The 22,420-nt window shown below is 34.0% G+C and carries 17 protein-coding genes; 9 read left to right on the forward strand and 8 right to left on the reverse strand.

Features of this window, described 5'->3' with window-relative positions:
* Window position 1: 1 nt before the first annotated feature.
* Both kduI and ACE01P_RS21375 read right to left on the reverse strand, forming a co-directional pair.
* Window positions 2–841 (reverse strand): 5-dehydro-4-deoxy-D-glucuronate isomerase, encoded by an 840-nt coding sequence (kduI, locus tag ACE01P_RS21370; RefSeq protein WP_379701073.1) that lies wholly within the window; start codon window positions 839–841, stop codon window positions 2–4.
* Window positions 842–939: 98 nt separating this feature from the next.
* Window positions 940–2,406, reverse strand: coding sequence for an MFS transporter (locus tag ACE01P_RS21375; protein WP_379701074.1), 1,467 nt, complete (start codon window positions 2,404–2,406; stop codon window positions 940–942).
* Window positions 2,407–2,812: 406 nt separating this feature from the next.
* On the opposite strand from ACE01P_RS21375, the gene ACE01P_RS21380 reads away from it, so the two are divergent.
* Entirely contained in the window at window positions 2,813–3,751 is a 939-nt protein-coding gene (locus ACE01P_RS21380) for an alpha/beta hydrolase (RefSeq protein ID WP_379701075.1), read from the forward strand.
* Between the two features lie 90 nt (window positions 3,752–3,841).
* Here ACE01P_RS21380 and ACE01P_RS21385 read toward each other — a convergent pair whose 3' ends face one another.
* The 3 genes from ACE01P_RS21385 to ACE01P_RS21395 all read right to left on the reverse strand — a co-directional run bounded on the left by ACE01P_RS21385 (window position 3,842) and on the right by ACE01P_RS21395 (window position 9,005).
* Window positions 3,842–5,218 (reverse strand): PepSY-associated TM helix domain-containing protein, encoded by a 1,377-nt coding sequence (locus ACE01P_RS21385; RefSeq protein WP_379701076.1) that lies wholly within the window; start codon window positions 5,216–5,218, stop codon window positions 3,842–3,844.
* Window positions 5,219–5,361: 143 nt separating this feature from the next.
* Window positions 5,362–6,591: a DUF4374 domain-containing protein gene (locus ACE01P_RS21390; RefSeq protein ID WP_379701077.1), complete on the reverse strand. Its 1,230-nt coding sequence runs from the start codon at window positions 6,589–6,591 to the stop codon at window positions 5,362–5,364.
* A 23-nt stretch (window positions 6,592–6,614) separates the two neighbouring features.
* Window positions 6,615–9,005: a TonB-dependent receptor gene (locus tag ACE01P_RS21395; RefSeq protein ID WP_379701078.1), complete on the reverse strand. Its 2,391-nt coding sequence runs from the start codon at window positions 9,003–9,005 to the stop codon at window positions 6,615–6,617.
* Window positions 9,006–9,112: 107 nt separating this feature from the next.
* On the opposite strand from ACE01P_RS21395, the gene ACE01P_RS21400 reads away from it, so the two are divergent.
* From ACE01P_RS21400 to ACE01P_RS21425, 6 genes are all read left to right on the forward strand, one after another.
* Window positions 9,113–10,144 carry a helix-turn-helix domain-containing protein gene (locus ACE01P_RS21400; RefSeq protein WP_379701079.1) on the forward strand — a complete coding sequence of 344 codons (1,032 nt, stop codon included), beginning with the start codon at window positions 9,113–9,115 and terminating at the stop codon, window positions 10,142–10,144.
* A gap of 535 nt (window positions 10,145–10,679) precedes the next feature.
* Window positions 10,680–10,994 carry a hypothetical protein gene (locus tag ACE01P_RS21405; RefSeq protein WP_379701080.1) on the forward strand — a complete coding sequence of 105 codons (315 nt, stop codon included), beginning with the start codon at window positions 10,680–10,682 and terminating at the stop codon, window positions 10,992–10,994.
* Between the two features lie 23 nt (window positions 10,995–11,017).
* On the forward strand, window positions 11,018–11,584 hold the full coding sequence (locus tag ACE01P_RS21410) for a 2'-5' RNA ligase family protein (protein ID WP_379701081.1): 567 nt from the start codon (window positions 11,018–11,020) through the stop codon (window positions 11,582–11,584).
* Between the two features lie 225 nt (window positions 11,585–11,809).
* Window positions 11,810–12,733, forward strand: a complete 924-nt coding sequence (locus ACE01P_RS21415) for a helix-turn-helix domain-containing protein (protein ID WP_379701082.1) — start codon at window positions 11,810–11,812, stop codon at window positions 12,731–12,733.
* A 210-nt stretch (window positions 12,734–12,943) separates the two neighbouring features.
* Window positions 12,944–13,666 carry an SDR family oxidoreductase gene (locus ACE01P_RS21420; protein WP_379701083.1) on the forward strand — a complete coding sequence of 241 codons (723 nt, stop codon included), beginning with the start codon at window positions 12,944–12,946 and terminating at the stop codon, window positions 13,664–13,666.
* A gap of 233 nt (window positions 13,667–13,899) precedes the next feature.
* Window positions 13,900–14,664: an SDR family NAD(P)-dependent oxidoreductase gene (locus ACE01P_RS21425; protein WP_379701084.1), complete on the forward strand. Its 765-nt coding sequence runs from the start codon at window positions 13,900–13,902 to the stop codon at window positions 14,662–14,664.
* Between the two features lie 268 nt (window positions 14,665–14,932).
* On the opposite strand, the gene ACE01P_RS21430 is transcribed toward ACE01P_RS21425, so the two are convergent.
* The 3 genes from ACE01P_RS21430 to ACE01P_RS21440 all read right to left on the reverse strand — a co-directional run bounded on the left by ACE01P_RS21430 (window position 14,933) and on the right by ACE01P_RS21440 (window position 17,278).
* The gene (locus ACE01P_RS21430; protein ID WP_379701085.1) at window positions 14,933–15,406 is read right to left on the reverse strand and encodes a hypothetical protein; all 474 of its coding nucleotides are present in this window, start codon (window positions 15,404–15,406) and stop codon (window positions 14,933–14,935) included.
* 133 nt (window positions 15,407–15,539) lie between these two features.
* Window positions 15,540–16,244, reverse strand: a complete 705-nt coding sequence (locus tag ACE01P_RS21435) for a LytR/AlgR family response regulator transcription factor (RefSeq protein ID WP_379701086.1) — start codon at window positions 16,242–16,244, stop codon at window positions 15,540–15,542.
* Window positions 16,241–17,278: a sensor histidine kinase gene (locus ACE01P_RS21440; RefSeq protein WP_379701087.1), complete on the reverse strand. Its 1,038-nt coding sequence runs from the start codon at window positions 17,276–17,278 to the stop codon at window positions 16,241–16,243. Before ACE01P_RS21440 ends, ACE01P_RS21435 begins: the two co-directional genes overlap by 4 nt.
* Before the next feature lie 173 nt (window positions 17,279–17,451).
* Here ACE01P_RS21440 and ACE01P_RS21445 point away from each other — a divergent pair, with 173 nt between their 5' ends.
* Window positions 17,452–18,837: a TolC family protein gene (locus ACE01P_RS21445; RefSeq protein WP_379701088.1), complete on the forward strand. Its 1,386-nt coding sequence runs from the start codon at window positions 17,452–17,454 to the stop codon at window positions 18,835–18,837.
* 12 nt (window positions 18,838–18,849) lie between these two features.
* The gene (locus tag ACE01P_RS21450; RefSeq protein WP_379701089.1) at window positions 18,850–22,140 is read left to right on the forward strand and encodes an efflux RND transporter permease subunit; all 3,291 of its coding nucleotides are present in this window, start codon (window positions 18,850–18,852) and stop codon (window positions 22,138–22,140) included.
* Window positions 22,141–22,420 lie beyond the last annotated feature (280 nt).

Consider the following 22,420-nt stretch of genomic DNA (forward strand, 5'->3'; position numbering starts at 1 on the left):
CTTATCTTAAATCAGTGATTTTACAAACATCCATATCTCCGTAATCTAAGTTCTCACCAGCCATTCCCCAGATAAAAGTATAGTTACTAGTTCCTGAACCTGAGTGAATTGACCAAGGCGGAGAAATAACTGCTTGATGATTGTTCATCCAGATATGTCTTGTTTCTTGCGGTTGTCCCATAAAGTGGCAAACTGCCTGATCTTGTGGAATATCTAAATAGAAATAAACTTCCATTCTACGATCGTGAACGTGTGCTGGCATTGTATTCCAAACACTTCCCGGTTTTAATTCCGTCATTCCCATTTGCAATTGGCAAGTCGTAACCACGCTTCCAATAATCATTTGGTTTACAGTACGGTGATTAGCTGTTTCCATTGTTCCTAACTGTAATTTATTAGCTTCAGCTAAACTTACTTTTTTAGTTGGGTAAGTAGTGTGAGCTGGTGCAGAATTCAAATAGAATTTTGCTGGATTACTGCTGTCATCACTTTTGAAAACCACTTCTTTATTTCCAGCTCCGATATACAAAGCATCTTTAAAACCTAACTCATAAGTTGTTCCTTCAACAACAACAGAACCACTTCCTCCAACATTGATAATCCCTAATTCTCTACGCTCTAAAAAATATGGAGCTTTAAGCGGATCTATAGTTTCTAAAGCCAAATCGCCTTTTACAGGAACTGCAGAACCTGCAATGTATCTGTCGTAGTGAGAATAAACCAACACTACTTCATCTTCCTGCATTAAATCATCAATTAAGAATTCTTCTCTCAATTGCTGTGTGTCATACTTTTTAACAGCTTCAGGGCTTGACGCGTATCTTGAACTATATTTTGTCATAATTTTAAATTAATGTAATCGATTGCACAAAATTATATTTTTATATTTAAATAGCATAATTGAAACGAAAAAATTATTTCAATTTGGCTAATTTTTCTTTAAAGATCAGTAATCGGAGCATATTTAGGAACCAATGATTTCATTACAATCCAACCTGTCAAGTAACAAATTGCACAAATTGAGAAAATAATAAAATATCCTGCCTCAATTCCTTTGAATCCCATAAAAACCATATTCGTTTCTTTTGCATGGTCAAATAACACTCCAGATCCTTTATTGATTAAAGTTGAACCAATTCCACCTGCTAAACCTCCAATTCCTGTTATCGTTGCAATTGCTTTTTTAGGAAACATATCTCCAACAGTTGTAAAAATATTTGCCGACCAAGATTGGTGGGCCGCACCTGCAATTCCGATGATAATTACTGGAACCCAGTAACTGATATATCCTAAAGGCTGTGCGATCAAAGCTAATAGTGGGAAAAACGCAAAAATTAACATTGCTCTCATTCTTCCTTCGTACGGATTCATTCCTTTTTTCTCTACGAAATAAGTCGGAAGCCATCCTCCAATAATTGACAATAAAGTGATCATATAAAGCACAAATAAAGGAAGTGCCGCTTCTGTAGAATCCATTCCGTAAACAGAACTTAGGTAAGCTGGTGTCCAGAATAAGAAAAACCACCAAACTCCGTCTGTCATAAATTTACCGAAAGCAAATGCCCATGTTTGTTTGTATTTAAAACATTCAATTAGAGACACTTTACCTTTTGCTTCTGGTTTAAAACCTATTTTACTATCTGCAATATCATCTTGCTGAATATAAGCTAATTCTTCTGCAGAAACTTTTGAATGCTTCTCTGGTTTATCGTACATAAACATCCAGAATCCCATCCATACAAAACCTAAAGCTCCAATGATGATGAATGACATTTCCCAACCGAAAGATTTTGCGATGAAAGGAATTGTAATCGGCGCCGCTAAAGCTCCAACTGTTGCTCCTGCGTTGAAAATACTAGTTGCAAATGCTCTGTCTTTTTTAGGAAAATATTCTGCTGTTGTCTTGATCGCTGCCGGGAAGTTTCCTGCTTCTCCAACTGCTAAAACGAAACGAGCAAAAATAAATAAAGCTACACTCACATTGATTACCAATGCTGTATCGCTTATTGTACTGATTATTTCTTTTGAACCATGAAAACCTACAAACCAATTGCCAGTAATAATTCCTGAAGTTGCAATACCGCAGAATGCATGAAGGCAAGCTCCTACAGACCAAATTCCGATTGCCCAAAGAAATCCTTTTTTAGTATCTAACCAATCCACAAATCTTCCTGCAAACAATAATGAAACTGCGTAGAAGATTGAAAATAAAGCGGTAATGTTTCCGTAATCGTTATTAGTCCAATGAAATTCTGGCGCGATAAAATCACTCCAAGTTAACGAAAGTACTTGTCTATCAAGGTAATTGATTGTAGTTGCAAAGAACAGCAAGGCACAAATACTCCAACGGTATTTTCCAGTAGTTGTAATGCTTTGATTTGCTGCAACAGTTTCGGTTTGATTCATAGTAAGTGGGTATTATAGTTCGTAATTTTTGGTAATCTTCAAAGACTATATTTACTGCTTTCTAAAAATATTAAAATCAATAAATTAACAGCTTTAAAGAAAATTAATGTAATCGATTGCACAAATATAGTTTTTAATCTGTACAATCCAAATAATATTGTATAAAAAATTATTTTAACTCCTTAAATAAACATTTTATATAAAAAAAAGAATACAAAATTACACATTAAACAATATATTTGTTAAAAGCTAATAGGTTAAATTCATACTTTTTATGGGGTAAAATTGTCCTGAAATCTTTGTTTTGAGAGCCTGTATTGATGTATTTTTATCTTTTAAAGTAAGCTTTTGAATTTCTTTCAGCAAAACCAAATAAACAATTGTAAAACAATTAATTAAAATCAAATTGAAAACTGCAAAAACACAAACGATAAGAAGAATTGCCTTTGGTTTTCTTCTTTTTACAGGAATATTTAGTGCAAACGCACAAGATCAGGTGATTCCGCTTTGGAACAAAATCCCAGACGAAATAAAAGCGCCAGATTATAAAGAAAAACCAGAATTAAAAGATGGGAAAATGCAAAGCACAAGTCAGGTTTCTATTCCTACTTTAAGCATTTTTATTCCGAAAGAAACAAAACCAAATCAGACTGCTGTAGTTATTTGTCCTGGAGGTGGTTACACACATTTGGCATTTGACAAAGAAGGAACAAAAGTCGCAGAATGGTTCAACAGTATAGGAATTGCTGCATTTGTTTTAAAATACAGAATGCCAACCGATTTAACAATGAAAAATAAAAATGTTGGTCCATTGCAAGATGCTCAAGAAGCTATTCGATATGTAAGGCAAAATGCAGTAAAATGGAATATTGATCCTAACAAAGTTGGAATTTTAGGTTTTTCAGCCGGAGGACATTTGGCTTCAACTGCATCTACTCATTATGATGATAAAGTTTATGAATCGGCTTATAAAGTAAGCGCTCGCCCTGATTTTTCATTATTGATTTATCCTGTAATTTCAATGGAAAATGAAATTACGCATAAAGGTTCGCAAACTAATTTACTTGGCAAAAATCCTTCAAAAGAGTTGATAGATTCTTATTCGAATGAAAAGAAAGTGACTTCTAAAACGCCTCCTACTTTCTTAATTCATGCTACTGATGATACTGTTGTGATACCAGAAAATAGCATTAATTATTATTTGGCTTTAAAGAAAAATGGCGTTTCTGCAGAAATGCATATTTATGAAAAAGGCGGCCACGGATTTGGATTAGGAATAAGTGACACCAACAAATTCTGGACTCGAGATTGTACTGAATGGCTAAAAGCAAACGGTTATAACTAAAAATAAGGAAAGGCAAAACTTTTACAAGTTTTGCCTTTTATCAAAAAAAAAAAAAACAAAAAAGGAATTATAAAAACCAATTTTATATGTTTAAGCAGTAACTTCTTGTTCTGCTGTATTTTTCAATTTAGGAGCGGGAATTGCTTTACTTGCCACTTTTGGTTTTGCAGCAGGTTTCTTTTTACCAAATTTCTGTTTTCCCCACCAAATAATAAATCCGGTAATTGGCAAACTGGCAGAAATTAAACTGGCCAAAAATGCAATAATTTTACCCGTAAGTCCGAGAACACTTCCTACGTGAATATCATAATTCATTCTTCGGATTTTGTCTGGAATATTAGCTTCGATATACTTTCCTGAAAAAGGTGTTTTAATCGATATTTCTTTCAAACTCTGCTGATCAAAACTATATCGATCCATGTTATAAAAAGTGTGTCTTTGTTTGTAAACAAAAGCACCAATTGGATCTGCAGGTTTTCCCGGAATACTAATCATAATTCCGGCCGCCTGAGGATTTTCTTTTCTTAAATTCAATAAAACTTTATCGGCTGTTGTGATATTGAATGTTTTAACGTTTGTCGTATCAGATTTTGGAGACTCGCGATTTTCTGTCAACGGTTTTCCTCCAGAAGTGACCCAATACAACGATTTACTCCACCATCCAAAACTCCACACTAAACCTGTTACGGCAATGAAAAACAGGAAAATACAGCTGTAAAAACCAAGTACATTGTGCATGTCATAATTGACACGTTTAAAGCTGGCATCCCATTTTATTTTAAAACTTTTATCAATAATGGATTTAATCCATTTTGTTGGCCACCATAAAACGATGCCCGAAATTAATAATACAACGAAAATTAAAACTGCAACTCCAACAATCGGTCTTCCAATATCATAAGGAAGCCATAAAGCACGGTGTCCGTTTAAAATCCATCTAAAAAAATCTGGTGAATCTCCTCTAGAAAAAGTCTTTACATTTAAAACTTCACCCGTATACGGATTCATGTAAACACTAATAAAAGTACCATTTCTTCTTCCGCCTTTACCTTTTTTTCCCTTTTCTCCTTTGCCTTTTTCTCCAGGTTTTCCTTGAGGTTTCAGTTCAGATTTTGACTTTTCTTTGTTTTGAGCTAAATCTTTTTTACGCTCTTCTCTTTTATTTTTGCCTTCTTCACCTCTGCCGCCTTCTCCTTCTTCTTTTTTCTCCACAAAATAACCTACAATTGCAGCTTCATCTTTCGCACCAAAAGTTACACTTGTAGCTTTCTTATCTTTCATTTTTTTATCTGCAATCGAAACCAATTGAGACGGCAATAAAAATGCTTCTTTCTGAGGTTTTACAAAACGCCAGTCTTCAATAAAATCTTTTATTTCATTTTCGAAAACATAAATACAGCCTGTAAGACTGACAATAACGACAATAATTCCAGATGCCAAACCAAGCCACAAATGCAGCCAAGCCATGATGCGTTTAAAAAGCGACTTTTTACTTTTTTTCTTAGGGGTATTAGGTTTTGGTTTTGAAAAAGAAAACATATTCGGATAGATAAATAGGATAAATAAAAAAACCGCGAGCCCTCAGAGAAAAGGACTCACGGCAAAAAAAATTAGTATTTTAATTTTTGGATTGCAGTAACTTGTCCGCCTTCAACTTTCATACCTCTAGTTGCAACACCAGTTGAACCATTAACAGTATAAATCCAGTTTCCTTGAGGTGTATTCAAACCGATAATCGCTGAACTACCATCTTCTGTAGCAATGTTGTAGCGGCTTGTAGCCATAGTAATTGTTTCAGGAACATTTGTAGCCCATTTGAAAGTCTGGTTGTAAACATCAACAACAGCCAATTTAACAGCTCCAGCTTTTTTACCAGCTTCTCCGTACATTAACAATAAGAATTTACCATTTGAAATGTATGAAGTAGAAGAAATTTTGTATCCTCCAGATTTTTCTTCAACATTAAAGAAATAAGACTGATCAAACTCTGTAGTTCCTTTTTTGATTCTTACTACAGCAGAAGGTTTTTTAGAAGCTAAAACAGAATTGCTTTGCGCAACTGCTCCAGAGAAACCGTAAGCATCTCCGTTTTCATCCTGAAATAATCCGTTTGTGTAGTACTCTCCTAAATAACTTGTACGGTTATCTTTGATTACTTTTTCTAATTTCAATTCTGGATAATTGTACACAGCAACCCAAGTACTATCTGGATTTGCAGTTCCGAAATTGTCGCTTCCATCTCCTTTAATGCTCATGTAAGGCATGTACACTTTATCTCCAACTTGAGTAGCCCATGTAAAGAAAGCTCTTTCTCCATTTCCTGCAAGCACTTTTGTATCTTGTTGCGCTTCACCTACAATAATAGATTTTTCAGCATCAATTTTATACATTGAAGCGATAGAAGCACCACTTCTTGGAACTTTAATCGTCAAAATATCATTGTTAACAGCAGCAAATACGTGTACCGTTTCTGCTTGAAAGTTTGATTTTTTAACTAATTTTCCTTCTGAATTTAAGTTATAAGTTGTTACAGCACCAGGATTTCCTTGTCCGTAAAGCAAGCTGAAGAAATTGTTTTTTGCAGTGATGTAATAACGGTAAGTTCCATCCTGCTCCAATCCGTTTCCTGTCGTAGTGATAGCTCCTGTAGAAATATCATCTGTAGTAAGCAAATAATCAGCAATTCCTTGTGCTCCAGTAGTTGCCGTAATGATATATTTAGTTTTTCCTGTATCGCTTCCTCCTCCTGTATCTGCAGGTTTATCAGAATCACTGCTGCAAGAAAAAGCTGTAAAAGCTAAAACAGCTGATAATAAAGCTAATGTTGTACTTTTTTTCATTGTATTATGGTGTTTGTATTAAATTAATTATTCGATTTACTGAAATAATATCTCAACTTGATATAGAAAGCTCTACTTGGTTTTTGCAATGAAAAATTATCGTAAAGCTTGTTATCTAAAAGGTTTTTACATTCTAAAGCAATGTTGTATTTTCCGTTTGCCATTGTATAAACGGCATTCAAATCATGGCTGAATTGTTGTGGAATTTCTAATTTACTGTCCTTGCTTCCCATACTTGGCCAAGACAAATAATAGGTATGAACATAAAGCAGATTATAACCTACAGACAGATTGTTTCCTTTCTTCCAAACATTATTAAAAAACATTGTAGCATCTGCATTACCAAACAGATAAGGCATATTTGGAATTCTATCATTATAAAATGCAGAAACATAATCCTGATTAGGTTCGTACTTTGTTTTGTTTCTAATATTCTGGTAGGTAGCGTTGAAACCTGCCGTAAAACGATTGTCGTATGAATATCTAATTTCTCCGTCGATACCATAATTGGTCACTTTTCCCTGATTCACATTTGTGGTCATGGTTTGATTGTTATTCAAAGTTGGGCGAATAAAATCGACAGCATTTCTATGAAGAAGATTTACATCAAATGATAAAGCATTTTTGACATTAAAACTCGTCTGATAACTTGCTCCAACATTATAATTGTTACTTGTTTCAGGTTTTAAAGCAAGATTTCCTTCCAAGTTGTCATTTACGTTACCAAAAATCTCTTCTGGAGTTGGAAGTCGGTACGTCTTTTCATAAGAAGCTTTCACTTGCAAATTTGGACGCAAATAATAGCTTGTCGCTCCACCATATCCTGTTGCTGAAGTCTTGTCAATATACAATTGATAAGCAATATCTCCAGCATTTCCTGACGGATTGTAACTTCTTGTATAAGTAGTTTTTAACGAATAATCTTTTAAGAATACAGACGTACTCCATTTTGAAGTTAAATCCAATTTATAACCTAAACCTAAAACATTTTTCTGCGTTTTTTTAGGCTGTTTGTAAACCAATGATTCTGGAACTAATTCGTCACTTTCTTTTCGATCGAACGTATTGAAAGTATTGTTAAGCATGAAAGAGTGCTTTTCTCCAAGCGAATAGGTCGCGTTTGCTGTAGCAATTCCGTTATTGTTGTAAAATTTACGTAGCGTACGGCTTCTTTCTCCCCCTGCTCCTTCATACTCCTTATAATCGCCAAACCAATTGTATCTTCTAAAAACAGTATCAATATTTTGTTCGTAACCAAAATTGTAATTTCCTGTTACATTTACGTTTAATCCTTTAGTAAATAAATCTTTTACCTGATATTTTAAAGTTGGCATAACGATGCTTCCTTTTCTGTAAATCTTCCCAAAAACACTTACCATCCTTGCACCAGTCTGAATATCTGCTTGATTTTCTCCACCTGTAAAACCAATCATCAATTTATCAGCATATTTTTTTCCAGTTATACCAACATTAAAAATTACCGTTTCGTTACGATATTTATCATGAAAACGTCTCACTCTTTGATTCGGAAAATAAGCTCCAGTAGTTAGATCTGCCACATCTACATTTACCCAATAATCATTGTCTGAATAATTCTGAAAAGCATTAATTTCTGTTGTAAAACCACTTTTTGCCGTATAACCCGCATTTATGCTAGAACGATGCGTATTAAAAGATCCGAATGAATAAGAAGCATCTACAAAAGTTCTTGGTTTGCTGTTGGTTACAATATTTATTGCACCTCCCAAAGCATCTCCTCCAAGCCAAATTGGCACAACGCCTTTATAGACTTCTACACGATCGGCAAGATTGATTGGAATATTGTTCATTTGAAAAGAAGAACCAAAATTGTCCATCGGAACTCCGTCAATAAAAACCTTAATCTGATTTCCTGAGAATCCATTAATCGAAAGTTCCGATCTTGACCCCACTCCACCTGCTTCACGGTTACGAACTCCAGAAACACGGTCTAAAGCATGCGATAAATCTAAAGTGGAATTGTGCAGTTTTTTAGCATCAATTGCAGTTACACTATAAGCTTGTTTATTTACTTTATCCGTTTGCGATCTTCCTAATACGGTTACACTTTCTAATTCCTGCAACTCACTTTCCATTTTGATCGAAACATCCAAGTTACCCGAAACTTCAATCTGTTTTTTCTGAACTGCAAATCCCATTGCTGAGATTTTTAATGTATGTTTTCCTGATGGTACATTTTTTAAAATATATTTTCCGTTTTCATCTGAAATAACACTTAAACCTGTTTTTTCGATAATGACTGTTGCAAACGGAATTGTTTCTCCAGAATTTTCAACAACTTTTCCAGACACTTCGAAGCCTTGATTTTGCTGGGAAAATGATAAGAACGTGCTTAGAAAAAATAAACTGGCAAATAAAAATTTTTGAGTTGACATATCTTTAATTAGACTAATTATAAATAACTTTGTTGCAAAAGTACCATCAACGCCTTCAAAAAAGATAGGGAAAAACGGATTATTATTTTGTAAAAACGGATTATATTTTGAAAATCAAAGCCACACTTCTAAACTCTCAAACGCCTATAATTAAAATTCAAATTGGAGATAAATATTATCCAAAAAGTATTTTAACCGAAGAAAATGTCCATATTCAAAATAATGATTCTGAGCAAATAATTAGCCGGCATCTCATCACTGAAGGTTTAGTTTTGCTTGATACTCAGTTGAATTTTTCGAGCTCTAAAACTGTTCTTTTTGAAATTGATGAAGAATCGATTGTCATGAATTTTATTTACAGCAGCAATGTAGAAACACATATCGATCAATTGGAAAGCGAAAAATATTCTAAAGAAAACACGCATAATATTTTTTACACCAATAATTTTAAAGGCTCGTTTAAAATTCCAGCTCACAAACATGTAAACTATCTGTCGATTATACTTTCTAAGGAATTCTATTATAACATTATAAACGAAGACTGGCAGCTGCATGAAAAATTTTCAAAAAAAATTCTTCAGCAACAATCTTGTTATTTAACGTCTAAATATCTTCCTTTTACACCAGCAATTCAGTGGGTAACATCCGAAATAAAAAACTGTACGAGAGAAGGTCTTTTAAAAAGAATTTATATTGAAAGTAAAATTAAAGAGCTGCTTATTCATCAGCTTGAAACATTAATTGTCAAACCTTTAGCTTCAGAAAAAATTAACGATGAAGATTACAACAAACTTTTAGAAGCAAAAAAAATATTAGAAAACGATTATAGAAACACACCTACTCTACCGGAACTTTCCAGACTTATTTCGCTTAACGAATTCAAATTAAAAAAAGGCTTTAAAGCTTGTTTTGGAACAACTGTAAAAAGCTATATCATTAAATTGAGAATGGAGCACGCTAAAGAATTATTTCAAAGTAAAACCGCTACAGTAAGCGAAACGGCGTATAAATGCGGTTATAAAGATGTATCGCATTTTTCGGCTGCCTTCAAAAACTACTACGGATTTTCGCCTCAAAAGTTCAAAATCAACACCGACATCATTCAATTTTGGCTGTTTGCCTTTTCATTTATATTCTAAAAAAAAGGGTTTTAAAATTCAGTCCGTCGACTTCCTTTCAAAACCCTTAAAAATTAGACATTAATGTATAGTGCAAACTCTTATACAATTACCCACGATCAAATGAATATGTCAAAATTTAATTCAAAAAAAATGTTTCTCCAAAAAACATGAATGTTAAAACTTAAAAAATGGTATTCTAAAAAAGGTAAAAACAACATTTGTTTTCAAATTTCAACATGCCAAAAGTAAAGCCCTAAAAAGACAATACCTTACGGTTTTCCTCATTCCATGAAAATTTTAACAACATTAATCGCAGTCAAAAACCTTAAGTAATTGTAATGCAAAACAGTATCAAAATATACTTTAACTAAATTTTAGCAAAATAAAATATCATATTCGTACATAAACTCTCTAAAAAAAGTTCAAAAAATATATTTCTTGTCCTAGATTAAGTCTCTTTTACCAAAACCCTACTTATTTTTGCGAATGATTCAAATTTGATAATGTGACAATTAGATAATTAAAAGCTTAGAAACTTAGAACCTCAAAGAATATGAAAAAGTTAGAATTTTTATTACTCGGAAAAAACGAAGCAATTTTGGCAATTCTACTTCGTCTGGTTAATGCCTATGAAGAATGGAATGCAGTTGCTTTTAATAATGAAAAAGAAGCAAAAGAATACTTTCAAAATAATAAAATTGATGTTGTTCTTTTGAGTTCTGCAATCGAAGATCATGTCGAAAAAGAATTTACTTCTTTCTGTCTAAAAAACCAGCCAGATGTTGAAGTTATCGAGCATTTTGGAGGCGGAAGCGGTTTATTGAAATCTGAAATTCTACATAGACTACATTTGAAAGGAAAGCTTTAAATTTGTATTTCAAAGCCTTAAAAATGGAGAAAACGTATTCTGTAGTATTCTACTCAAAACCAGTTGTGGACACTGTCAAAGAGATGAAAGATCTTTTGAAAAGTAAAGTTTACAAGAATTGGTACAACAGCTGCAATTCTGAAGCACATATTACGATTTGCGAATTCCAAATTGACGATTCTCAACTCAATTCCATTAAACAAAAGCTTACTAAAATCTGCGATACTTTTACACCTTCTCAAGTATATTTAGATCATTTTGGTTCTTATGAAAATGCTGGAGCTTTTTTTATTGCTCCAAACGAAGAATCTAAAAACAATCTAAAACCCATAATGAAAAAGATTCACGAAACACTGAAATCTTTAAAACTCAAAAAAAGCGACGATCCGCACATGTCAATCGGACGACGCTTAACTCCCGAAAATCTAAAAATAGCCTCTCAGCTTTTTACTACCATTGAAATTGATTTTCTATGCAACGAAATTATTTTAAGAGAATTTGATCCTGTAAACAAACAGTTTTTTGTCATTGATTCAATTGAATTTGGGAATAATCCTGAGCCTGAGTTTGTGCAGGGAAGTTTGTTTTGATTTGGTTTTGCCACAAAGGCACAAAGACACAAAGTTTTTTTTAAGTAATATCTAAACGCATCATTTGTGATTTCTCATTCCTCGAAATGACAAAAACATGAAAAACTTTGCGTCTCAGCGACTTTGCGAGAAACTCTCAAGCAAGATAAAAAAACTTCGTGCCTTAGCGCCTTCGTGGCAAAAAACTTTTTTTTCGTATATTTGAATTTTACAATTCACTACAATATGAAATCTCTAGATTCATTTTATCAGGACATTACAGAAGGATCAACAGTTGATCCAAATTCTTTGCTTCCAAATGACATTCAAAAAGAAATTGGACATTTTAATGTGTTTGATATCAAAGAACTTTTGGAACGCATGAAAGGAAAACCTGGAATGCCTTATGACCGCAGAGCTTATTACAAAATAAGTTTGATTCGAGGCCATAATAAAGCAGAATATGCCGATAAAGTAATCGAAATTGAGAAACAAGGATTGTTATTTGCAACCCCTAAAATTCCATACAATTATTTACCGCAAGACACCAATCAAGGCGGGCAGTTTTGTGTTTTTACAAGCGAGTTTTTATCTAAAAACAAAAGCGGAATCGATTTGGATGAACTTCCTATTTTCGCTTCAGACGGATATCCAATTTTTCAGCTTTCTGATGAAGAAGTTGATGAAGTTAATTTGATTTTCAACAAAATACAAAAAGAAATAAATTCCGATTATATATATAAGTATGATTTAATTCGAAATTATGTTGCAGAGTTAATTCATTTCGGACAAAAATTACAACCCATTACAGCATTATATTCTAAGCATAATTCGGCTGCGAGAGTCTCTTCTTTATTTGCTGAATTGTTGGAAAGACAATTCCCAATCGAATCGCCAAATCAGCGATTAGAATTGAGAACAGCAAAAGATTTCGCTGCACGTTTATCTGTGCATGTCAATCATTTAAATAAGGTTTTAAAGGAAAACACCGGAAAAACCACCACAGAATTAATTAGCAACCGACTAACAAACGAAGCCAAAATACTTTTGAAGCAGACAGACTGGAATATTTCTGAAATTGCCTATTCTCTTGGTTTTGAAGAACTAGCGCATTTCTCTAATTTCTTTAAAAAACAAACTACTTATACGCCCTTAGCTTTCCGATCTTAATTGTCATTGCGAGGAATTGAAGCAATCTCACTTGCTGAATCAAACTTGCAAATTTTACTAGTGCGGTTGCTTCGTTCCTCGCAATGACATAAAATGAGAAATTTGAATTTTACAACTGATTTGAATTTCGCAAACATCGGTTTGATATTTACAATTCTCCAGCGCTGCTTCGTTCCTAACTTTGTCTCATCAAATTAAAAGATCGAAAAAATGAATTTATCAAACAACAAAATCTTAATAACTGGCGGTGCAAGCGGTATCGGACTTGGACTTACAGAACGATTCATTCAAGAAAATAATACGGTAATTATTTGCGGAAGAAGAGCTTCTCTTTTAGAAGAAGTAAAAGCAAAATTCCCAACTGTTATTACTAAAGTATGCGATTTGTCTTTAGAAGAAGAACGAATTGCGCTTTACGAATGGACGGCAGCAAATCATCCAGACTTAAATGTATTAGTAAACAACGCTGGAATTCAAAATTGGATGACAATAACGGATGCTGATTTTTATGAAAACATGAAAAATGAGCTTACTACAAATATTGAAGCTCCATTACATTTAACTTCATTATTTATTCAGTTACCATCTCTTAAAACCGTAATGAATACGACTTCTGGATTGGCATTTTCTCCTTTTGCAAAAGTTCCTGTTTATTCAGCTACAAAAGCGTTTTTCCGTTCGTTTACACTTTCGCTACGTCATTTATTAAAAGAGAAAAATATTGAAGTAATCGAAATTATTCCACCCGCATTAAACACAGATTTAGGCGGAATAGGACTTCACGACGCGCATCCAAGCGTGAGCAGTTTTATCGAATCTATTTTCGAACAATTGAAAGAAGGCAAACAAGAACTGACTTTCGGTACAAGCGAAACCAGATTACACGCAAGCGCAGAAGATTTGAGAAATCATTTTAATGCAATGCATTCATAAATTAAACGCATAGAAACATAGATTTAGAAACTTAAAAAAAGACGTTTCACTTATTTAAATACACATAGCTATGTGTTAGAAACTAGTTTCTTTCTTTCTTTACTCTTTTCAGCGTAATAAATTCTATGTTTCTATGTGTTAAAAATATTCACAAATAAGACTCAACGATTATCTTCTTGAGCAGTAGAAGGACAAACATTCATAATTAACAACTCACAATTAACAACAAAAAAATGGCAGTAAATACAAAAATAGCTCTAGTTACAGGCGGTAGCAGAGGTTTAGGAAAAAACATGGCAATTGCAATTGCAAAAAAAGGATTGGATGTAATTATCACATACAACAGTAAAAAAGACGAAGCTGACGCTGTAGTTTCAGAAATTGAAAGTTTGGGTCAAAAAGCGGCTGCGTTGCAATTAAACGTTGCAGAATCAAGCACTTTTGATTCTTTCTTCGAACAAGTAAAAACCGTTTTGAAAGACACTTTTAAAACAGACAGATTTGATTTCTTAGTAAACAACGCTGGAATCGGAATTCACAATTCTTTCATCGGAACAACTGAAGCAGAATTTGACACGTTGACTAATATTCAATTTAAAGGTCCATTTTTCCTTACACAAAAAGGATTGAACGCAATGAACGACGGCGGTGGAATTGTAAATATTTCTACTGGTTTAGCTAGATTTTCGTTCCCAGGTTACGCGGCTTATGCATCTATGAAAGGTGCAATGGAAACTTTGACAAAATATCAAGCAAAAGAATTAGGCGCACGAAAAATTAGAGCCAATATCGTTGCTCCAGGTGCCATAGAAACTGATTTTGGAGGTGGTGTCGTTCGTGATAATGAACAAATGAACCAGCAAATTGCTTCTGTAACAGCTTTAGGAAGAGTTGGTCTTCCTGACGATATTGGAGGTGTTGTTGCCTTTTTATGTTCAGAAGATGCAGGCTGGGTAAACGCTCAAAGAATTGAAGTTTCTGGCGGAATGATGCTTTAAAAGTTTCAGGTTTCAGGTTTCAGGTTTAACCGCAGAGAACGCTAAGGTTTACGCAAGGTTCGCAAAGTTTTTCACATAAAGCTTTGCGAACTTTGCATTTCTATTCGTATAGTTTAAAAAACTTGCGCTCTTTGCGGTTAAAAACACACAAAGAATATCAACCTGAAACTTGAAACCTGAAACAAAAAATAAAAAAACAAAACCCGATAAGCTTTTAAACACTTATCGGGTTCGTCATTTCAAATAATATTTGAATTAGTAATGCTTTTTAATTCTTTTCGATAGAAACATCAAATCCTCCATCTTTATCGAAAACAACATCATAAAATTTGGTGTCTTTGGTTACACCAACTTCGTACGTTGTTTTGTTTTTATCATCTACTACTCTTGCGATTTCTAAAACTTCTTTTGCTTTATAATTCTTTTTCAGATAAGATTGGGCTTTTATTGGAAGATCTCTAAACGGAATCTGCAATTCAAAAGCTTTCATGCTTCCTAAGTTATCGTAAATCGCAACTGCTTTGGTTATATCAGTTACATTAAATCGTGCTTCAAATCTAATTTCATCTGCATCGTCTCCTACATATTCTTCAGACCAGACAGGCACTTTTCCTGGGTATTCTTTTTCAAAAGCTAATCGAACCAGTTCTGGAGGTGTGATTACTTTTTTCATATTCGTTCCTTCTTGCGCAATTAAAAAACTACTGCATAAAAAAGCAAAAGACAAAAGCACGTTTTTCATAGTTTCATTTTTTTAATTAAACTTCAAATAACGTATTAAAATTAACACTTTTTTTATTACAATAACAAGAAGAGAAAATGATTTTATAAAAAAATAAAATCCCTTTAAAATTAAGCTTTAGAGTAAATTACGTTTACAATTCAAGCTTTTTCAATCTGTCTGTCAATTCTCTTTTATAGGTAATTCCGATCGGGATTCTTTCGTTTTTAATAACTACAAAATCTTTTTCAGTTCCATCAATTTTGTCTAAAGCAACGATGTATGATTTATGAATGCGCATAAAACTCTTTTCTGGCAAACATTTTTCAAATTCTGTTGTCGTTATAGAAGCCAAATACGTTCTTTTGGTCGTATGAAGCTTTACATAATTTCCAAAACTTTGGGCAAACAAAAGCTGATCCAATTCGATATTCATCAAATAACCATCTACTTTTACATTCACAGAATTTACTGTTTCTTCTGCTTTTTGCTTGACACTTTCTGTAGCAAAAAAACGATCAATTGCCTTCAAAAACCTTGGAAAATAAATCGGTTTCAGCAAATAATCAATTACACCATAATCATAACTTTCTAAAGCAAATTCAGAATAAGCTGTCGTTAAGATCGTTTTAGGATGTGTTGGAAGAATTTTAAGCAATTCCATTCCTGAAATCTCAGGCATATTGATATCCAGAAACATTAAATCGACTGTGTTTTCTCTGAGATAATTCATTGCTTCGATGCCATTATAGCCCTGAAAAACCAACTCCAACTGCGGATTCTGTTTGATATAATTAGCCAAAACATAATGCGCAGCGGGTTCGTCATCTACAATAATGCATTTCTTTGTTTCTCTCATCCTACAAACTTTTTAAGTTGTATTTCTAAATCAACAATATAAACTTGTTTATCGTCTTGAACTTCTAATTTATAGTCTTTTCCATAAATTAAATTCAAACGTTCAATCGTATTTTTTAAACCGATTTTAGTCGAAATCACATCATTTTTCTTCGGAATTGAATTCGCCACATGAAGATGCAGCAATCCGTTTTCTACAGAAATATTTATTTTTACAAAGCAATTTTCGATAGCGCATGTTCCGTGTTTAAAGGCATTTTCGATAAATGCAATTAGCAGCATCGGAGCTATTTTATACGTATATTCAATATCTACTTTACTTTCAAAATTAATCTCACAACGATAACCCACACGTTCTTTTTCCAATTGAACGTAACTGTTTATAAACTCCAATTCGTCTTCTAAAGAAACACATTGTTTACCGTTACTTTCTAGTTGGTAACGCATTAACTGCGAGACTTTCATAATTAAATCGGGTGTTCTTTCTGGAAATTGAAGACTGATTCCGTAAAGTGTATTAAACGTATTAAATAAAAAATGCGGATTTAATTGTCCTTTCAATGAATTCAATTGCATTTGATTGAACAATAAAGCCGCGTCGGTTTGTTTTCTGTGAATACGATAAAATTTAAACACAATAATCGGACTCAGAATACAGACCAAAGTTCCTAAAACGCTTGCCAATTGGTAGGCATAACTTCTTTGATGTGAATTTTGGTACAAATGACATTTAGCAAACATGTCCATCATTGTAATTTCATAAAGCAAAACCGAAAAAACAAAAACTCCAAACAGCGTTAAAATGATATAAGTAAAAGGTTTATTGGCTTTGAATAAAATTGGAAGTAAAAAGAAACGGTTAAACTGTGCGTGCAGGTATAAAATGCAATAGAAAAATACCCCCATTAAGATAGATGTGAATGAACTAATGAGCATCCAATCGTTTTTTAAGGTATAAATGGTAAAGGAAAAAAGGATAACAGCAACTTCTTGCCACCATTTGTTATCCAGTATATTATCATTTTTTTTGTTCATTCTTAATTGTGAAATAGGTTACAAAGTACGAACAAATATTTAATTATTTTTTTCAAAAAATGACCAATTCAATTCGTCATTTACTAGTGCAGTACATCACTTAACCTGACTTTTATCAGTATAAGAGAAATAAATTTGTTCCATCAAAACATTCTATTTCACACCTTGAGTTTATGTATTTCAAAAAAATTACCTTTTTATTTTTATTGATTTTTGCCTCAATCGGTTATGCTCAAACCCTGTCTTTAAAAGAAGCAGTAAAAACAGGTCTTGAAAACTACGGTTCTATCCGAGCAAAAAACAATTACACCAATGCATCAAAAGAGACTCTAAAACAATCTCGCCGTGATTACCTGCCGAACTTAAATTTATCGGCTCAGCAAGATTACGGAACTGTAAACGGACAAAACGGACCACTTTACGGATTTGGAGGTTTAGGAGTTGCTTCATCTGGTTTACCTCTTCCAGAGCAAAACTGGAATTCGGCGTTTGGTGCGCTTTATTTAGTCAACATGAACTGGGATTTTTTCACTTTCGGAAAAACACAGGAAAAAATCAATTTATCTAAAATTGATGTTCAGGCTAAAGAAAAAGATTTGCAGCAGGAGAAATTCCAGCAGGAAATCAAAATTTCAGCTGCTTATTTAAATTTATTGGCCAGCCAGAGATTAGTGATTTCGCAACAAAAAAACTTAGACCGCGCAGAAGTTTTCAAAAAGACTGCTGCAGCGAGAGTTAAAAACGGATTATTAGCAGGAGTCGATTCTACTTTGGCAACTGCAGAAGTTTCTAAAGCTAAAATCGCTTTAAACTTGGCAAAGAACTTCGTTAAAGAACAAAACAACAAATTAGTCGATTTAATGGGCGTTGCTCCTCAGGATTTCGTTACAGATACTTTATTTGTAACTCAGATCCCGAAAGAGTTAGTAACGAAAGAAACTGCTACAGACGGTCTTCACCCTTTATTACAATTCTATAAAACGAAAATCGATTACAGCAACCAGCAAGTTAAATTGTATAAAAGATTTTATTATCCAACGATGAGTGCTTTTGGCGTTTTACAAACCAGAGCTTCGGGATTTGATAATACGTATGCAACCAATCAAAATGCTTTTACGAGAAACTATTGGGATGGCGTAAATCCAGATCGTACCAATTACTTAGTTGGAGTTGGAATTACTTGGAATTTAACCACTCCATTCCGTTCAAGCAAACAAGTAAGCGCTCAGAAATTTGTTTCTCAAGCCATTCAGGAAGAATACAATCAGGCTGATAGAGAACTAAAATCACAGTTGAATTTTGCCGAAGATAAAATCAAAATCACTTTGGAAAATTATGCCGAAGCGCCAATTCAGGTTGATGCTGCGAAAAGAGCTTATGTTCAAAAATCAACTTTATACAAAAACGGTTTAACTGATTTGACTGATTTAACACAAACGATGTATGTTTTAAATCGTGCTGAAATCGATCGAGATATTGTCAATAATAATGTGTGGCAGTCGTACTTATTGAAAGTCGCTGCAACAGGAAATTTTGACTTATTTATAAATGAATTTTAATTATAAATCCTAATGAATTTAATACGTTTTGCACTCCGCAAACCCATTTCCATTTTAGTATTGGTTGCGGGTCTATTTTTCTTCGGAATTGGTGCCATCAAAGACATTAAGGTAGATATTTTACCAAAGATGAATTTGCCGGTTATCTATATCGCGCACCCGTTTGGAGGTTATACACCAGACCAAATGGAAGCTTATTTTGCCAAAAACTACGTAAACGTTTTACCTTTCTCGAACGGTATCAAATCGGTAGAAACTAAAAATATTCAAGGGTTAATGATTATGAAATTAACCTATTACGAAGGAACAAACATGGCTCAGGCTGCTGCCGAGTTGAGTGCGCTTTCGAACAGAATCCAGGCAGCTTTTCCTCCGGGAACACAGCCTCCGTTTATCATTCGTTTTGATGCTTCTTCACTTCCAATCGGACAATTGGTTTTGAGCAGTAAAGTAAGATCAAACAACGAATTACAGGATTTAGCCAACGTTTATGTTCGTGCTTCGTTTACCGCAATTCCTGGTTTATTATCTCCTGCGCCTTTTGGAGGAAGTCCAAGAACGATTGAGGTTAACGTAGATCCAGATTTATTGCGTTCTCACAATATGACGCCAGACCAAATCGTAGATGCGATTCGTTTGAACAACCAAACGGCTCCTTCTGGAAACGTGCGTATGGGCGACAAAAACTATATTACTCCTACGAATAATACCATTAAAGAAGTTAAAGATTTTGAACAGATTCCGTTATTCAAAGGAGGAGTTCAAAACTTAAAATTAGGAGATGTGGCATCTGTAAAAGATGGTGCCGATATCACAGCAGGTTATGCTTTAGTAAACGGAAAACGTTCAGTTTACATCAGTATTGCAAAAGCAGGAGACGCTTCTACTTGGGATGTGGTTCAGAAATTAAAAGCTGAATTGCCTAAAATTCAAAGTACACTTCCTGAAGACGTAAACATTGCCTATGAATTTGACCAATCAGTTTATGTAATCAACTCGGTAAAAAGTTTGATTACAGAAGGTATCATTGGTGCGGTTTTAACTGGATTAATGGTAATGCTTTTCCTTGGTGACCGTCGTGCAGCTTTAATCGTAATTATGACGATTCCGATTTCGATTATTTCTGGGGTTTTATTCCTGAAATTATTCGGACAAACAATCAACTTAATGTCGTTGTCAGGATTAGCGCTTGCGATTGGTATTTTGGTGGATGAAAGTACTGTAACCATCGAAAATATTCACCAGCATCTCGACATGGGAAAACCAAAAGCACTCGCCATTTGGGATGCCTGTCAGGAAATTGCTTTGCCTAAATTATTGATCTTACTTTGTATACTAGCCGTATTTGCACCAGCATTTACAATGGTTGGTATTCCGGGAGCATTGTTCTTGCCTTTGGCTTTAGCAATTGGTTTCTCAATGGTTATTTCATTCTTATTATCTCAGACTTTTGTTCCTGTAATGGCGAACTGGATGATGAAAGGACATGAAAAACACGCACACGAACCAAATATTACAGATGACGAAGCAGAATTTAATGCCTGCGGATTAACGCCTGAATCTGAGCAAAATTTAATTGGTCAGAAAAAAGATTTGGTTGAAAGAGAAGATTTCAACGATGACGGAAAAGTTTCTGGCTTCGAAAAATTCAGAAATCGTTTCATGCGACTTTTAGATCGTTTGTTTATTCATAAAAAAATAACAACAGTCACTTATTTGGTTGGCGCAACACTTTTGGCTGTTGTCTTCCTTACTTACATCGGAAAAGATGTTTTCCCAAGAACCAATTCAAGTCAGTTTCAGTTGAGAATGCGTGCTGTTGACGGAACGCGTTTGGAAAGAACAGAAGAACAAGCAAGAATTGTCTTGAAAGAATTAGAAAAAATGGTTGGAAAAGAACATATCGGAATTTCATCTGTTTATGTGGGACAACACCCTTCTCTATTCTCGATCAACCCGATTTATTTATTCATGGCAGGTTCTCACGAAGCGGTTTTCCAAGTGAGCTTGAAAGACTATGAGGCAGACATGGATGACTTTAAAGATGAATTTAGAGCAAGACTTAAAAAAGTGTTGCCAGATACTAAACTTTCTTTCGAGCCAATCGAATTGACAGATAAAGTGTTAAGCCAAGGTTCTCCTACTCCAATTGAGATTCGAGTTGCCGGAAAAGACAAAAAGAAAAACGAATTGTACGCTACTCAAATTGTAGATAAATTAAAAGCGATTTCGTATTTCAGAGACGTACAAATTGGTCAGCCAATTCATTATCCAGCAATGAATATTGATATTGACAGAACTCGTGCTGCTGAATTAGGAGTTGATATGAATGATATTTCTCGTTCTCTTGTAGCTTCAACTTCTTCTTCTCGTTATACAGAAAAAAACAACTGGGTTGATGAAAGAGCTGGATTATCGTATTCTGTTCAGGTTCAAGTGCCTTTAAATAAAATGAAAAGCAAAACTGATATTGGAGAAATTCCAGTATTGAAAAACTCGCTTCGTCCCGTTTTAAGTGACGTTGCTAAAATTACACCAGGCTTTGTAAGCGGTGAAAACGACAACTTAGGGGCTATGCCATACATTACCGTTACTGCCAACATCTACCACACCGACTTAGGTACGGCATCAAAAGATGTGAGCAAAACAATTAGTTCTCTTGGCGAATTGCCACGTGGATTATTCGTAACGCCAATCGGATTAAGTACTGTATTGACTGAAACATTAAGCAGTTTACAAACGGGGTTATTGGTTGCCGTATTCGTAATCTTCTTAATGTTGGCCGCTAATTTCCAATCGTTCAAAGTTTCGTTAGTAATCTTAACAACGGTTCCTGCGGTAGTTTTAGGATCATTATTAATGCTGACTTTAACTGGTTCTACATTGAACTTACAATCATACATGGGAATCATCATGTCGGTTGGTGTTTCTATTGCCAACGCCGTACTTTTGGTGACCAATGCCGAACAATTGCGTAAAATAAATGGAAATGCCTTAGAATCGGCTCGTGAAGCTGCTGCGTTGCGTCTTCGTCCAATTATCATGACTTCTGTTGCGATGATTATGGGTATGTTGCCAATGGCAATCGGACACGGCGAAGGAGGCGATCAAGTTTCTCCGTTAGGAAGAGCGGTTATCGGTGGACTATTATTTTCTACATTTGCCGTTTTATTGATCCTTCCGCAAATATTTGCATGGGCACAAGAAAAAACATCGACACAATCTGTTTCTTTAGATCCTGAAGACGAAGAAAGCATCCATTATATTTCATCAATCAGTAAGTCGAAAGTTGGAAAGTCATAACTCATTGAGTATAATTATTTTTTTAACACATAGAAACATAGATTTAGTTTTAAATAAAAAAGGCAAAAGAAAAAACTAGTTTTCACACATAGCTATATTTTTTATTAAAAGTGAAATACCTTATACACGCAAAGAAAAGCTATGTATCTATGTGTTAAAATAATTACTCCCAAAGAGTTAAAAATATATTCATTATATAAAACCAAAAAATGAAAAGTAACATTATAAAATCATCTGCATTATTATTTACAGCATTAGTTGTATTAAGCGGTTGCGAAAA

Source organism: Flavobacterium sp. HJSW_4 (assembly GCF_042436695.1).
In the GTDB taxonomy this organism is placed as follows: domain Bacteria; phylum Bacteroidota; class Bacteroidia; order Flavobacteriales; family Flavobacteriaceae; genus Flavobacterium.